Below are 14,144 nucleotides of genomic sequence, written 5' to 3' on the forward strand. Positions count from 1 at the left end.
GGCCTTTCAATCGGTTGCAGCAAGCCGGGCTTGTTACATGATCGCGCCGCGCAGCCAGGGCACGAACTCACGATCGCCCATGCCGTTCTGTTCGCTGTGGGTCTTCGTACCCGACGCGATGTCCAGCATGAGTTGAAATACCTGCGCGCCGGCCTGTTCGACGGTAAGCGGACCATCTACGATCTGACCGCAATTGAAATCCATATCCGCGCGCATCCGCTCGAACAAGCCCGTGGTTGTCGCGAGCTTGATGGTTGGCACCGGCTTCGAACCGAACACCGAACCGCGCCCGGTCGTAAAGCAGACCAGATTGGCACCGCCCGCAATCTGACCGGTCGCGGACACGGGGTCGTAGCCCGGCGTGTCCATGAAGACCAGGCCGGATTCCGACACCCGCTCGGCATATTCGTAGACCGCATTGAGCGCGGTACTTCCGCCTTTCGAAACCGCGCCCAGCGATTTCTCCAGAATGGTCGTGATGCCGCGCCTTGTTGCCGGGCGAGGGGTTGTTGTTCATGTCGCCGCCTGCTTCGGCGGCATACCGCTCCCACCAGCGCAGCTTGTCGAGCAGTCGCCCGGCGACGTCGGACGATACCGCCCGTGCGGTCAGCAGATGTTCCGCGCCATAGATCTCCGGCGTCTCGGAGAGGATCGCCGTGCCGCCATGGCGGACGATGAGATCGACGGCTGCGCCGAGAGCGGGGTTCGCTGTGATTCCCGAATAGCCGTCCGAGCCGCCGCATTGCAGCCCCACTTTCAAACGCGCGGCAGGGACCTCGATGCGCCTTATGCGGCTGGCCGCCGACAGCATCTCCCGGACGATGGCGATACCGCGCGCCACCGTCTCGCGTACGCCGCCTTCATCCTGTATGACAAGGGTTTCGACACGGGCGGGGCTGCCGGCTTCGAGGGACTTCGTGAGACCGCTGACCTGATTCACCTCGCAACCGAGGCCCACGAGCAGCACGCCCGCGAAGTTCGGGTTGCAGGCGTAGCCGGTCAGCGTGCGGCGCAGCAAGGCCATGCCGTCACCCGTGGCGGACATTCCGCATCCGCTCTGATGGGTAATCGCGACGACGCCGTCCACCGTGCTGAACGGGCTCATGGCGTCGCCCCTGAAGGCGTCCGCGATCGCGTGACAGACGCTCGCGGAACAGTTGACGCTGGCGATCACCCCGATGTAGTTGCGTGTTCCAACCTGTCCATCCGCGCGCACGAACCCCTGAAACGTTTCCGGCCGCTCCATGGGTGCGAGGCCGTGAACCCCGTCGTTATGCGTGGCGCGATGCGGATGATGCTCCGGCATGCCGACGTTGTGGACGTGCACATGCTCGCCCGGCTCGACGTCGACGAGCGCGATACCGATCGTCTGCCGGTATTTGGTCACGGCGCTGCCGCGCGCGATGCGCCGGATAGCCAGCTTGTGGCCGGCCGCAATGGAATCTCTGACGACGACCCGTTGCCCGCCCGCTTCAACCGGCATGCCCGCCTCGAGCGCCCGCAATGCCACCGCCACGTTGTCGTCGCTGTGAAGAATGACGACCGTCTGATCTGTCATGATGCGTCCGCCCTTTGCGTTGAGGACGTCAGTCCATGCCGTGCGAGCGTTTCGCGCAGACGCGTCTGACCGGATTCGACCGACAGCGAGTCGGCGAGCTCTAACAGTGGCAGGATTCGCCGCCGGACCTTCTCGCCATGGTGATTGGCGATGTCCGCGATGCGGTGATCGAGGTACGGATTGAGAAACCGTTCGCGCACGCTCGCGACGTACTGCGTGGCGCGAGCGCGCAAATCCATCGCAATGAAGACGGGCAACACTTCGTTCTCCCACACCGCCTCGATGCCGTCGCGCAGCGACCCATCGTTCATTGCATCGAAGACCGTCTCGGTGGCGCTTCGGCGCTGCGCGAGCCATTGGTCAGCGAGCCACGTATGCCCGAGGTTGAGAAAGAACAGCTTGAGTCGCTCGTAGCTGCGCAGGTCGTCAGTCAGTGCGATGTTTTCATGCATACACGGCAGTTCCATGCCCGCGCGCCGCTCGATCGCCCACAGCGCATAGGGTTCGGCCACCGCGCCTACCGGTTCGATCGGTTCCGATACGATGCGGTCGACCAGCGAGTTGACCCAGATGCATCGCTGCGACAGATAGGCGACAAACGGCGCCGGCAGCGCCCATTGTCGAGCCAGGCCGATCACCAGATCGCGTAGCGTGTCCCCGTTGCTGGCGACGAGTTCGCACGGAAAGATCGAGATGCCTGAGTCAGGCCGTTCACGCCACCGTGCATGAAGGAGCGTGAGCAACTTCGCGGGATAGCTGAGCGGTGCCTGTTCCTCCAACGCCAGAAGGGCCGGCGAATCACGCTCGTCGAGGCGATAGCCCACGTCGCCCGTGTTCGACACGATCACGCGTACGTCGTGAATCGCCGCGTGCCGTATCGTCGCCCAGTCGCGATTGGCAATCCAGGCAGCGCGGATGGCGCGGCAATCGACGACCGTGTCCACGATCGCGCCGCCCTCCATGCCGCGGATTTTCACCGGATAACTGGCTGCCTGGGCCAGTGCGGCGATGCGCGCCTGGCTGGACGGGTTGTCGGTCGTCTGCACCACGCAGATGCCGCCGATTGCGTCGCCCCGCTCAAGCGCCTGCGAAACGAACAGTGCGACATGGGCCTGGAGGAACCGGCTGGTGCCAAACTGAAGAATAGGTTCACTCATCTCGAACGATTCCACCACGAGGTTCGGTTAGCACTCGACCAGCGCCTTGACGACGGTTTGTCCGGGCTCCATCAGTTTCGGGAACTCGGTGGGTACGTCCGAGAGGCTCATGCGGTGAGTATTGAGCGCCTTGTCGGGGATGCGGCCCGCGCGCATCGCGTCGAGGACCGTTTCGAAGTCTTCCGCGGTCGCGTTGCGGCTGCCGAGCAGGGTCGCCTCGCGCTTGTGGAACTCCGGATCGGAGAATGCGATCTCGCCCGGGACGATCGAAATCAGCACATATTTTCCGCCGTGGGCGATGAACTCAAAGCCGCGGTTCATCGCCTTGATGTTGCCCGTCGCATCGAACACCACGTCGAAGAACTCGCCATCGGTGAGCGCCGACAATTCGTCGACGTCATTCGGCCCGATCTGAACTGTCGACACCGCAATGTGCTCGCGGCAGAACGCAAGACGATCGGCGCGCGTGTCGAGGCAGGCGACGTGTGCGCCGCGCAGGTTCGCGAACAGCATGGCCGCCATGCCGATTGGTCCGGCGCCGACGACGAGAACGCGCTGGCCGGCCGTCACATCGGCGCGGCGCACCGCGTGCGCGCCGATGGCGAGGAACTCGAGCATTGCCGCCTGATCCAGTGTCACGCCGTCGGCCTTGTGCACGAACTGCGCGGGCACCGACAGATATTCCGTCAACGCGCCGTCGCGATGCACGCCGAGCACCTTGATGTTGACGCAGCAGTTGGTTTTACCCTGTCTGCAGGCAATGCATTTTCCACACGACAGATAGGGCATCACATAGACCGCATCGCCGGGCACGACGTGCGCGCCGGGATCAGCCTCGGCGACGATGGCTGACAACTCGTGCCCCATGACTCTCGGGTATTGCAGGTAGGGCTGATTGCCCGAATAGATGTGCATGTCCGTGCCGCAGATACCGACGCGGCGAACCCGCAGCAGCACTTCACCTTCAGCGCGGCGCGGCGGTTCGCGTTCTTCATGGCGCAGTACGCCGGGCGATTCGCAAATGACGCTAAGCATTTTGGCATCCTCTCTATTGGAATTGTCGATCGTCGGACGGATGATCGATTCTGTAAAAATGGCATGCATTGCCGCCAAAAACGCTGGCGTGCGCTTCGGGACCGAGGAAGCGGTCGCAGCATTGTTCGCACCAGGCGAGCCAGTCGCCGTAGCCACCAAAATGACTGGCAAGTCTGGACACGGGCCAGTCGCTGCCCCACATCAGCCGTGACGCCCCGAACCACTCACATACGGCGCGCACGTACGGCTCGACAAGCGTGAGGTCGGGATGGGGACCGGCTTCCGTCCAGAGTCCGGAGAGCTTGCAATGGACGTTGGGCAGTTCGGCAAGGCGGCTCATCGCGACGCGCCACGGTTCAGACTGGCTGGACACGATCGGCGGCTTTGCCGCGTGGTCGATCACGATGCGCAGGCGAGGGTATCGGCGTGCGAACGCGAGCAACGCGTGCAGATGGCGAGGCGTGACGAGCGCGTCGAAACTGAGATCGTGTTCGAGCATCGCCTCAACCGCAGGTTCGACCATCGCGTCGTCGATCCAGCGGTCATCCTCGAGATCCTGCAGCATGGGTCGAACGCCGCGAAATTTTGGCTGCCGGGCCAGCGTGGCAAGACTGGCCGACGCCCCGGCGGACTTCAGGTCCACCCATCCGACGACTGCCGCCACGACGCTCGATGCGCACGCGATGTCGAGCAGATAGCGCGTGTCTTCCGGCGTCGGCAGTGACTGGACCAGCACTGTGCGCTGAATGTTGGAGCGCGCGAGGATAGGCTCGAGGTCCTGCGCACCGAAGTCCCGGTAGATGGCATCCAGCGTGTGCGGCGGCCAGTAACCGTCGCGACTCGCAATCCGCCAGAAGTGCTGGTGGGCGTCGATTCGGAGCGTCACGCGCAGACCTCCGGGATCGGGGCCGCTTCTGCGATTAGCCCCTCGCGCTGCAAGGCCTGCCACAGTTCCGGCGGAAGCGGCGTTTCGAGCCATGCGATGTTCTGCTGCAACTGCGCAATACTGCTCGCGCCGATTACGCAGGACACCACGGCCGGATGCGCCAGTGGGAACTGGAGAGCCGCGGCAGCGAGCGGAACCTCGAACCGGCTGCAGACGGCGGCGAGACGCGCGACCCTGTCCGCTACTTCGACCGGCGCGTCGGCATAGTTGAACTTGCCGTTGCCCACGAGTACGCCGGAGTTGAACACGCCGCCGGCGACGATCCGAGTGTCGTTGCGCGCACATCGATCGAGTAATGGAGCGAGCGCTTCCTGTTCGAGCAGCGTGTAGCGGCCCGCCAGCAGGATGAGGTCGAGATCGGCTTCCTGCATCGCGTCGACGGCGACCTGCCATTCGTTGATGCCGAGCCCGATCGCGGCAACGGCCTGGCACTCGCGCAGTTCGGCGAGCGCCCGGAATCCGCCGCCCCGGGTCAGTTGTTCCCAGTAGCGTGAATGCTGATCGCCATGCGTGGCAACGCCGATATCGTGGACATAGAGGACGTCGATCGTCCGCATGCCGAGACGTTGCTGACTATCTTCGTACGAGCGCATGATGCCGTCGAACGTATAGTCGAAATGAGGCCGGAAAGGCAGGGGGTGTGCCCACCCGCCGTCGCCGGGCTGGACGGTGGCATCGGGCCGCATGAGCCGCCCGACCTTGGTGCTCAGTACGTAGCGCTCCCGTTCACGCCTCTGCAGCGAATGTCCGACTCGCCGCTCGGAGAGCGTATAGCCGTAGAACGGCGCCGTGTCGAAATAACGGATGCCGGCGTCCCACGCCCAGTCGACCAGCGCGGTGGCCTGTTCGGCCGACATAGGCTTGTAGAGTCCGCCGAGTTGTGAGCAGCCGAGGCCCAGCGTGGTCATCGCCAATCCGCTTCGTGGCAGCGCGTGCGTTGCAATGGCTTTCATCGAGGGTATGTCTGAATGGAGGAGGTGCCGGCGGACGGCCGCAAAAGACGCCACGCCGGCGTGTTCATTAGTAGAGAACGTTCTTTGCTTCGGATGAGTCGAGATTCTGTTTTTCGACCATCATGACGCCCGTGTCCACCTGCTTCGAGACCGGTTTGCGCTCGATCACATTGACGAGGGTCTGGATGCCCTTGTAGCCCATCTGGTAGGAGCTCTGAACCGCGATTGCCTGAATCGTGCCGTCGCGAACGAACCCTTGCAGGTCCTGGTTGCCGTCGAAGCCGATCGCTATGATCTTGCCGCTTTTACCGGACTGGGTCAGCGCGCGCCCCATCCCCACGGCGGTCGGCTCGTTCGCGCCGAAAATGCCCTTGAGGTCCGGATTGGCCGACAGGACGTCGGTCGTCTGATTCAGCGCGGTTGCCATCTGCGATTGCGAATAGAACGGTCCGACCACCTGCAGCTTCGAATGCGCCGTGATGTACTTGCGGAATCCGCCGACGCGGCCGATTTCCGAGCCTGCGCCCGGCACGTACGACATGATCGCGACCTTGCCGGTTTGTCCGACACGATCGATCATCGCCTGCGCACAGAGTTCGCCGGCTTTCGTGTTGTCGGTCGACAGGAACGACTGGTAATACTGCTTGCCCGCGTCGGACACGGTCGAGTCGATCAGCACCACGGGAATATGGGCTTCCCACGCTTTCTTCATGGCCGGAACGAGCGCATCGGGGTCGGACGGCGCCAGCACGATGCCTGCGACATGCCGGTTCACGGCGTTCTCGACCATGTTGACTTCATCCGCGATGGCGGACTCGGCCGCGGGGCCCTGGAAGGTCATCGTGTATCCCTTCGCATCGGCCATGGCGGCCGTGGCGCCTTTTTGCACGTTCTGCCAGTAGTTGGAGTTCGCCGTTTTCACGATCACGGCAATTTCGCCGCCCGCCGCCTGCGCGTACGCGCTGAACATTGCACACATCGCCGCGGCCGCAGCCAGCACGGATAACTTTTTCATGTCTCGCTCCTTGATTGTGGTTGGGACTTCGTCTTCTGATTACAACTTCCGGTTTCGGAGTTGATCGATCCATACGGTGCCGAGAATGACGACACCAATGATGATCTGCTGGATGAAGCTCGATACGCCGTTCATATTCAGACCGTTGCGCAGCACGCCGATCACGAATGCGCCGATGGCGGTGCCGGAGATCGTGCCGACGCCCCCCATCAGGGACGTGCCGCCGATTACCGCGCTTGCGATGGCGTCGAGCTCGTACATCACGCCCTCGTTCGGCTGCGCGGTGACGAGGCGCGACATCAGTACGCAGCCGGTGGCGCCGGCGAGCAGTCCGGAGAGCACGTAGGTGAAGAGCTTGACGCCCTGCACGTTGACGCCGGAGAGTCGCGCGGCTTCCGCGTTCGAGCCGACGGCGTAAATGTGACGGCCCAGCGACGTTCGCGAAAGCAGGATGGAGACAGCTGCGAACAGGACCACCATGATCACGACGGGGTACGGAATGCCTGGAAAGATGGTGTCCGGAAAACCGTCTGCGCCGATGTGGGAGATCCTGAAGAGGGCGCCGTTGCCCAGTTCGCCGAACGCGTCGCCGAGCCCCGAGACCGGTCTTGCGCCGGTGATCTGCAGGGCGAGACCGCGCGCGACCAGCATCATCCCGAGCGTCGCGATGAACGGCGGCAGCCCCATGCGCGTGACGCAGATACCGTTGACCCATCCGCAGGCGGCGCCGACGAGCATGCCGCCGAGCATCGCGACAGGTATGGGTACGCCTGCCTTGACCAGCAGGGCGGCCGCGACGCCCGCGAGCGCCAGCACCGAGCCGACCGACAGATCGATACCGCCGGTGATGATGACGCACGTTGCGGCCACGCCGAGATACGCGATGGACGTGACCTGAAGCGCAACCGTCATCAGGTTGCCGACCGAGAAAAATGCCGCGCTGGTCAACGAAAACGCGACGATCAGCACCACGAGGCTGCCCAGTGCGGCGAATTTCTGGATCAGGTCGCGGCGTCGCTGCTGTACCTGCCTGTCGAGAGCCTGGTTAGGGCCCGATGTGATTTCAAGCATGACTTCTCCCTGATGCATGGTGCAAGATCTCCTCCTGACTGGTCTGTCTGGTCTCAAGGACCGCGGTGATACGCCCTTCGTGAAACACGGCGATACGATCAGTCATGCCAAGCAATTCGGGCAGCTCCGAACTGATCAGGACGACACCGACGCCGTCCGCCGCGAGTCTGTCCATCAGGCCGTAGATCGCGTATTTCGCGCCGACGTCGATGCCGCGGGTCGGCTCGTCGAAAAACAGAATGCGCGAACCGCGATACAGCCATTTGCTGATGACGATCTTCTGTTGATTGCCACCGGACAGATTTCTCGCGATCTGCCTGACCGTCGGTGTACGGATGCCGAGTTCGCGAACGTAGCGCTCGGCGATGGCCGTCTCTTCGGAGAAACGCAGAAAGCCGCGCGACGAGATGGCCCGCACGTTGGCCAGTGTGATGTTTGCGGAAACCGGCATCGAAAGGGCGAGGCCGTCTTTCTTGCGGTCTTCGGAGAGGTATGCGATTCCGTGGCGAATGGCCTCGCGCGGTGAACCGATCGCGACAGGCTCGTCGCCCAGCATGATCGAACCGGAATCGGGCCGCTCGGCGCCAAAGATCGCGCGGGCGGTTTCGGTGCGCCCCGCGCCCATCAGACCGGCGAAGCCGAGAATCTCGCCCTTGCGCAGTTCGAACGAAAGCGGGCCGAAAACGCCTGCCCTTTGCAGATCGCGCACGCGCAGCAGGATCTGATCCGAGGGAGTGGACTGGCGTGGCGGATAGGCATCGTCGAGCGGGCGACCGACCATTCGGGCCACGATTTCGTTGACCGTGGTCGAGGCGAAATCGCTCGTTGCAATGTGACGGCCATCGCGCAGCACCGTGACGCGGTCCACGATTTCAGCCATCTCATCGAGCCGATGCGAGATGTAAAGAATCGCCACCCCGCCAGCGCGCAGTTCCCTGATGATTCGGAACAGCTGGACCGTTTCCGATTCGGTCAGCGAGGACGTGGGCTCGTCCATGATGAGCACGCGCGCATCCAGAGACAGCGCCTTTGCAATCTCCACCATCTGCTGTTGCGCAAGCGAAAGCGCGCCGACGAGCGTGTTCGGCGACACGTTCAGCCCGATGCGTTGCAGACACCGCTGTGCGTTGCTATTGAGCGTGCGGTAATCCACGAACGGGCCGCGTTTGGGTTCGCGCGCGAGGTAGATGTTTTCCGCGACCGACAGGTGCGGGACAAGGTTCAGTTCCTGGTGAATGATCGCAATGCCTGCGGCCTGCGCGTCGGCGGTGGACGAGAACTGCACGGGCGCACCGCGGTAGCGGACCACGCCTTCATCCGCGCGATACTGGCCGCTGATGATTTTCATCAATGTCGACTTGCCCGCGCCGTTTTCGCCGCACACGGCATGGACTTCGCCGGCGCATAGATCGAGGTCGATGCCATCGAGGGCGACGACTCCTGGAAAGCGCTTGCTCACACCTTTGAGTTGCAGGATCTCGCGGGATGCAGGCGGCTCAGGCGCAGGACCGGGCCCGCGCTGCGTGGCATTCGTCAATCTCGTCTCCATTTCGTCAGGATTTGCGGCAGATCGCCAAACCGCGGGCGGTTCAACTGGCCAGTCCAATTTGACGAAATTAAAGCGCAGAATTGAGCGAATGGTCAAGCCAATATCATATTATCGCACTGGCCAGTCCAATAAGGAAAACCCTTGTATGGGCTCAATGCGAAGACAGTATTGGCTTCTGCGGCTATGCTAGACTCTGTCTGGTCCGTTTTTTTGCAGGCTAGCGACAGGAAAAAATCCCGGAATATGAAGCAGACAGAATCAAAGCGGCTTTACCAATCTGTTGCCACGCAGATTCTTGCGCTCATCCGCGAGGGCGAACTTGCGCCCGGCGCGCGTCTGCCACCGGAGCGTGAGCTCGCCATCCGGTTGGGCGTATCGCGCCCTTCGTTGCGTGAGGCGTTAATCGCACTGGAGATCGGCGGGCAGGTTGAAATACGTGTCGGGTCCGGGGTCTACGTCCGAAATCCAGGCGACGGCGGCGAAAACGTGGTTCCAGCCCTTGGAGAAAGCCCGTCGGAATTGATGCAGGCCAGGGCGGCAATCGAGGGGACGGTCATCGTTCTGGCCGCCGGTAAGTTTTCGGCTGCCGCGCTCGACAAATTGCGCCGCACGGTCGACCGGATGAAACGACTGGCAGTGGAAGGAAAGTCACCCATCGATGCCGACCGGCAATTCCACATGCTGATCGCAGAGACGGCGGGCAATTCGGTGCTTACCCGGTTCGTCGCGGAAATGTTCGACAGCCGGCACGACCCGATCGCCGCGGCGATTCGTGGCCACGCGGAAAGCACTGAGACGTGGTCGGCGGCGGTGGGAGAGCACGAAGAAATTCTCAAGGCGCTGCAGGCCGCCGATCCACTTGCCGCGCAGGCTGCCATGCGGACGCATCTCAAGGCATCCGAGGAGCGCTGGATAGTCGGTGCGTTGCAGCAAAGGCGCGTTTAGCGTTTGGGTTGTGGCAGTTGTCCAACCCGGCCTGAATCGGTGAAGGAATGTGCCGATCGATCAGGTCGTAGAACTGATTAATCCGGCGTTACGCGGCTGGGTGAATTACTTCGCCGGTTGAAATCAAAAAACTGTAACTGACCTACTGGATGCCAGACGTTGAGAGACTTCTCGCAGGAACAAGTGAAGCTTTGGCGAGCCGCAGTAGGCGACGTTGAAGCGAAACCAGACTGTCTCTAGCGGTTGCTCGAGCGAAAAAAGTTCTCCGCGAGATAGCGCAATGCCGGCTTCCAGGCCTAGAGCCGTAATAACCTCACCATTGAACTGTGGCGACGGTTTTACGCGCCAGCCCGCGCTGACAAACAGGCCGTCTCGAGGCGTCGCCAATGGCGTCATTCCGACGTCGGAGAGTATCGCAAGGAACTGTTCGCGCTCGTTTGAAAGGCGCAGCCGTAACCTCTCAATGTAACGGCGATGGCCCGGATCGGACAGAACCTCGTATATGCAACGCTCGTTTAGTTCCGAGGTGGTCAGGCCGCACGTCATCTTGACACGAACGATCTCCGACACAAGTCGAGCAGGGCAGAGGATATACCCAATACGCAGGGAGGGCGCGACGGTCTTTGAGAAGCCGCCGAGACAGACCACCCTGTTAAGGCCGTCCAGAGACGCGAGGGATGGGTCAGTCGGCGCAGCCAGATCTCTGAAGATGTCGTCCTCTATGATGAGGAAATCGTATTGTTCAGCCAGTGCAATGATTCGGTAACACTGCGACGGCGTCAGGGTGGTGGACAACGGGTTGTGTAACACCGTGTTGACGAAAATGGCCTTGGGGCTATGCATCGCCGCCAACGCGCCAAGCTGCTCGACATCCAAGCCGTCTTGCGTTCGCCGTACCGGGACCATCCGGATGCCACAGTTCTGCAGCAAGTGGTGAATGTTGAAATACGTCGGATCTTCCACCAGAACCGTGTCACCGGGCTTCAAAAAGCTTCTCACGACGAGGTCGAGGCCATGCGACACTCCGTTCGTCAGTATGACCTGTTCCTGCGCGACGGCGCAGAATCGTTCCGTGAATCCACGGGAAAGCAGCTGTCTCAGACGCTGAAAGCCCAACGGGTGACCGTAGCCCACAAGGCGCTCTGCCGGCATTTTGATCGCTTGCCTGACCGCCTGAAGAATCAGACTTTCGCTGCACCATTCAGGAGGCAGGACGCCAGATCCGGCGGCAAGTAGCTCCGGGTTCTGATTCCAGACGAGCAAGGGCAGCCAGGCGTCCGCCGAAACCTCGACCAACTTCGATGTTTCTTCGGACAAGCCCGGGGCCTGGACGACACGTGCATTGACGAAATAGCCCGCTCCCGGTCGGGAGCTCAAAACTCGTTTGGAAACGAGCACGTCGTAAGCCTCGGTCACCGTAAAGGTGCTTACGCCTAGCTGCTTTGCAAGTTCTCTGACGGAAGGCGTCTTGGTACCGGCCCTTAAACGGCCCGACTCGACCATTTGTTCCAGTTTGCAGACGATTTGATCGACCAGGCTGATGCCACGCTGGCGCTCGACACGCAATTCTTCCAGAAGTGTCGAGTCGCGAGCACTTGAGGCCGGCGTATTTGTCGCACTCGCTCTGAACTGACTTTCTGGCATTTTGTCCCTCACAGGAACGTTTCGATTAGCGGTGCTGCACCGAAGAGCAGATGTATTGATCGAGTCGACGGAGTTAGCAGGTTGCTGAAATACCGTTGTCAGTGTGACGGGAAGCAGTTTTTAGGGGTGGCGAGCCCTTACCGGAATCGCGCGAGCGGCTTGCAGGACTTCCTATGAGGTCGATAATTTTTTGTGAGTTCCAACCCGAGGTATACCTCGCTTTTTTTCAAGTCAATTTTCCACGTGGTAAAAACTTTGTCAATCCGTAGAACGACGGCCGCGGCCTATGTCACATGGGGTGCGCTAATTGAACGCATGCTTTGCGAAAACCCGGTGCAGTTCTGGCCCACCAACGATACGACATACGTTTTGCGATATGGTTAAACGCAATTCGACCAGAACCCTGGAGCCTGGCGATTGGCTGGACGAGCGAAATGCAGCGCGGGTTGACGAGATTCCGGAGCTTGTCGTCGGCGCGAGCTTCGCGGTCTTCACCATCGTTGCTCTCCCTCGGCACAGAGCGCAGTAGCAAGAAATCGGCAATACGATTGGAAACTCAACGGAGCGAAATCATAATCTGTAATCCTCTCTAGTTGGTCGGTTATTGTCGATCAATCTTATTCGGCGGGAGGGAGCAGAAACAGTGCTGACTCGCAGAATTTGTTAGTCGGTCGTCTGAGAGACTACTGGCACTATGCGCCTTCAATATCTAACTTTTTGGCCGTGCGCTGAACCGCCGGGTGCATCAGGCTAGTGTAGATCGCAATTGCAAGAAAGACCCCAACAAACCACGCGTAGTTGTAGATTTCCCTGAAACCGGCCGGTACCCAGCTGAACGAGACCGGGAACGCCACGGCCAGAAAGCCGGGAAGATTGGGCAGCACTGAAATCACCAGCGCGATTAGCGCGGCTGGATTCCATCCGTTCTTGAAGCTATATCGACCATTCTCCTTGAACAGATCCGCGACGTCGATGTGGTTGCGTCGAATGATCCAATAATCGGCAAGCATGATTCCGAGTACCGGTCCAAGCAGCGCGCTGTAACCGATCAACCACGTAAAAATGAACCCCTGGGTAGATGCAATCAACTTCCACGGCATTAGCAGGACACCGATGACGGCGGTAAGGTAGCCGCCGCCGCTAAAATTGAGGTATCGGGGGAAGATTGCCGCGAAGTCGTAGGCGGGGCCAACGGTGTTCGCAGCAAGGTTCACGCACAACGTATCGAGCGTGATTATTGCGAGACCGATAGCAACAGCGATTCCTTGCAGTCTGCCGGCGAGATCAACAGGATCCCAGATTGCCTTTCCATATATGGTGACGGTGGCTGAGGTGACTGCGACACCAATGAAGGCCAAGCCAGCCATTGGAAGGGGAAGTCCGATCGCCTGGCCGAGACACTGGTCGCGTTGACTTTTCGCAAACCTGGTAAAGTCGGGGATGTTCAGGGCTAGCGTCGACCAGAATCCGATCATCGCGGTGATTGACGGCCAGAAGACAGACCAGAACTGACCGGCCTTTCTGCCGCCTTGGACAAACTGTGAAGGTGCGGAGAGGATCGGACCGAAGCCGCCCGCACGGTCATACGCCCACCATAACAGCGCGAGAACAATGATAATTTTGACCGGTGCAGTAACCGTTTCGATCCATCGAATTGACTCCGGGCCACGGGAAATAAAGTAAAGATGCATTGCCCAGAACATTAGGAAACAGATCAGGTGTGCCAGGTCAATGCCGAGCGATTCGATTACGGGCCCCGCTAACGCCCCGTGGAAAAGAATGTTGCCGATCGCATAGATCGCGCTTCCACCCACCCAGCATTGGATGCCAAACCATCCGCAAGCGACCAGTGCTCTGAGAAGAGCGGGAAGCTTGCTGCCCCGCGTGCCGAATGACGAACGCACCATTACGGCAAATGGGACTCCGTACTTTGCGCCGGAATGGCCAATCAGCAGCATCGGAATGAGAACAATCGCGTTTCCGAGCAGTACAAGCCCTACGGCTTGCAAAGCAGACATTCCCTGCTCAATCAGACCGGAGGCCAGGATGTAACACGGTATGCACATCACCATTCCCGTCCAGAGGGCCGCGTAGTGCCGCCAACGCCACGAACGCTGTGCAACGCTCGTCGGCGCTATATCCTCGTTCCATAGATCGGAGCGTTCGTTCGTTGTATTCGACATACTCTGTATCTCCATGTTGAATCTATTTTTGACGCATCGGCGACTGTCAGCAGCAGCGGGGCTGCAAGTCCGGACCAATGAGCTGTAT

11 protein-coding genes and 1 pseudogene are annotated in these 14,144 nt (G+C 60.8%); 2 read left to right on the plus strand and 10 right to left on the minus strand.

Features of this window, described 5'->3' with window-relative positions; translation table 11 throughout:
* Nucleotides 1-33: 33 nt before the first annotated feature.
* The 8 genes and pseudogenes from ACFSNN_RS30380 to ACFSNN_RS30415 all read right to left on the minus strand — a co-directional run bounded on the left by ACFSNN_RS30380 (nt 34) and on the right by ACFSNN_RS30415 (nt 9,284).
* Nucleotides 34-1,558 (minus strand): annotated as a pseudogene (locus ACFSNN_RS30380) (UxaA family hydrolase).
* On the minus strand, nt 1,555-2,715 hold the full coding sequence (locus ACFSNN_RS30385) for a mannitol dehydrogenase family protein (protein WP_134464161.1): 1,161 nt from the start codon (nt 2,713-2,715) through the stop codon (nt 1,555-1,557). Before ACFSNN_RS30385 ends, ACFSNN_RS30380 begins: the two are co-directional and overlap by 4 nt.
* Nucleotides 2,716-2,742: 27 nt before the next feature.
* Nucleotides 2,743-3,750, minus strand: coding sequence for a zinc-binding alcohol dehydrogenase family protein (locus ACFSNN_RS30390; protein ID WP_134464163.1), 1,008 nt, complete (start codon nt 3,748-3,750; stop codon nt 2,743-2,745).
* A gap of 13 nt (nt 3,751-3,763) precedes the next feature.
* Nucleotides 3,764-4,636: an L-fucono-1,5-lactonase gene (locus tag ACFSNN_RS30395; protein WP_134464165.1), complete on the minus strand. Its 873-nt coding sequence runs from the start codon at nt 4,634-4,636 to the stop codon at nt 3,764-3,766.
* Nucleotides 4,633-5,649: an aldo/keto reductase gene (locus ACFSNN_RS30400; protein ID WP_166799367.1), complete on the minus strand. Its 1,017-nt coding sequence runs from the start codon at nt 5,647-5,649 to the stop codon at nt 4,633-4,635. Before ACFSNN_RS30400 ends, ACFSNN_RS30395 begins: the two co-directional genes overlap by 4 nt.
* Before the next feature lie 67 nt (nt 5,650-5,716).
* On the minus strand, nt 5,717-6,664 hold the full coding sequence (locus ACFSNN_RS30405; RefSeq protein WP_134464167.1) for an ABC transporter substrate-binding protein: 948 nt from the start codon (nt 6,662-6,664) through the stop codon (nt 5,717-5,719).
* Nucleotides 6,665-6,703: 39 nt separating this feature from the next.
* Entirely contained in the window at nt 6,704-7,735 is a 1,032-nt protein-coding gene (locus ACFSNN_RS30410; RefSeq protein WP_134464169.1) for an ABC transporter permease, read from the minus strand.
* Complete coding sequence (locus ACFSNN_RS30415) at nt 7,728-9,284, minus strand: sugar ABC transporter ATP-binding protein (protein WP_134464171.1); 1,557 nt, start codon at nt 9,282-9,284, stop codon at nt 7,728-7,730. Before ACFSNN_RS30415 ends, ACFSNN_RS30410 begins: the two co-directional genes overlap by 8 nt.
* 243 nt (nt 9,285-9,527) lie before the next feature.
* Between ACFSNN_RS30415 and ACFSNN_RS30420 the strand changes: the two genes are divergently transcribed.
* Together ACFSNN_RS30420 and ACFSNN_RS30425 are read left to right on the plus strand one after the other, a co-directional pair.
* Nucleotides 9,528-10,229, plus strand: a complete 702-nt coding sequence (locus ACFSNN_RS30420; protein ID WP_134464173.1) for a FadR/GntR family transcriptional regulator — start codon at nt 9,528-9,530, stop codon at nt 10,227-10,229.
* Between the two features lie 49 nt (nt 10,230-10,278).
* Nucleotides 10,279-10,350: a group II intron maturase-specific domain-containing protein gene (locus ACFSNN_RS30425; protein WP_134465608.1), complete on the plus strand. Its 72-nt coding sequence runs from the start codon at nt 10,279-10,281 to the stop codon at nt 10,348-10,350.
* Between the two features lie 2 nt (nt 10,351-10,352).
* On the opposite strand, the gene ACFSNN_RS30430 is transcribed toward ACFSNN_RS30425, so the two are convergent.
* Nucleotides 10,353-11,873 (minus strand): aminotransferase-like domain-containing protein, encoded by a 1,521-nt coding sequence (locus ACFSNN_RS30430; protein ID WP_134464175.1) that lies wholly within the window; start codon nt 11,871-11,873, stop codon nt 10,353-10,355.
* 692 nt (nt 11,874-12,565) lie between these two features.
* Nucleotides 12,566-14,056 (minus strand): NCS1 family nucleobase:cation symporter-1, encoded by a 1,491-nt coding sequence (locus tag ACFSNN_RS30435; protein ID WP_134464177.1) that lies wholly within the window; start codon nt 14,054-14,056, stop codon nt 12,566-12,568.
* Nucleotides 14,057-14,144: the final 88 nt, after the last annotated feature.

Origin of the sequence: Paraburkholderia dipogonis (genome assembly GCF_042680985.1) — a bacterium.
GTDB classification, from domain to species: Bacteria; Pseudomonadota; Gammaproteobacteria; order Burkholderiales; family Burkholderiaceae; genus Paraburkholderia; species Paraburkholderia phytofirmans.

What these genes read in the sequence shown, in the direction of transcription:
- ACFSNN_RS30385 (WP_134464161.1), bottom strand. Translation starts at nt 2,715, where the DNA reads ATGAGTGAACCTATTCTTCAGTTTGGCACCAGCCGGTTCCTCCAGGCC.
- ACFSNN_RS30390 (WP_134464163.1), bottom strand. Translation starts at nt 3,750, where the DNA reads ATGCTTAGCGTCATTTGCGAATCGCCCGGCGTACTGCGCCATGAAGAA.
- ACFSNN_RS30400 (WP_166799367.1), bottom strand. Translation starts at nt 5,649, where the DNA reads ATGAAAGCCATTGCAACGCACGCGCTGCCACGAAGCGGATTGGCGATG.
- ACFSNN_RS30405 (WP_134464167.1), bottom strand. Translation starts at nt 6,664, where the DNA reads ATGAAAAAGTTATCCGTGCTGGCTGCGGCCGCGGCGATGTGTGCAATG.
- ACFSNN_RS30410 (WP_134464169.1), bottom strand. Translation starts at nt 7,735, where the DNA reads ATGCTTGAAATCACATCGGGCCCTAACCAGGCTCTCGACAGGCAGGTA.
- ACFSNN_RS30415 (WP_134464171.1), bottom strand. Translation starts at nt 9,284, where the DNA reads ATGGAGACGAGATTGACGAATGCCACGCAGCGCGGGCCCGGTCCTGCG.
- ACFSNN_RS30420 (WP_134464173.1), top strand. Translation starts at nt 9,528, where the DNA reads ATGAAGCAGACAGAATCAAAGCGGCTTTACCAATCTGTTGCCACGCAG.
- ACFSNN_RS30430 (WP_134464175.1), bottom strand. Translation starts at nt 11,873, where the DNA reads ATGCCAGAAAGTCAGTTCAGAGCGAGTGCGACAAATACGCCGGCCTCA.
- ACFSNN_RS30435 (WP_134464177.1), bottom strand. Translation starts at nt 14,056, where the DNA reads ATGTCGAATACAACGAACGAACGCTCCGATCTATGGAACGAGGATATA.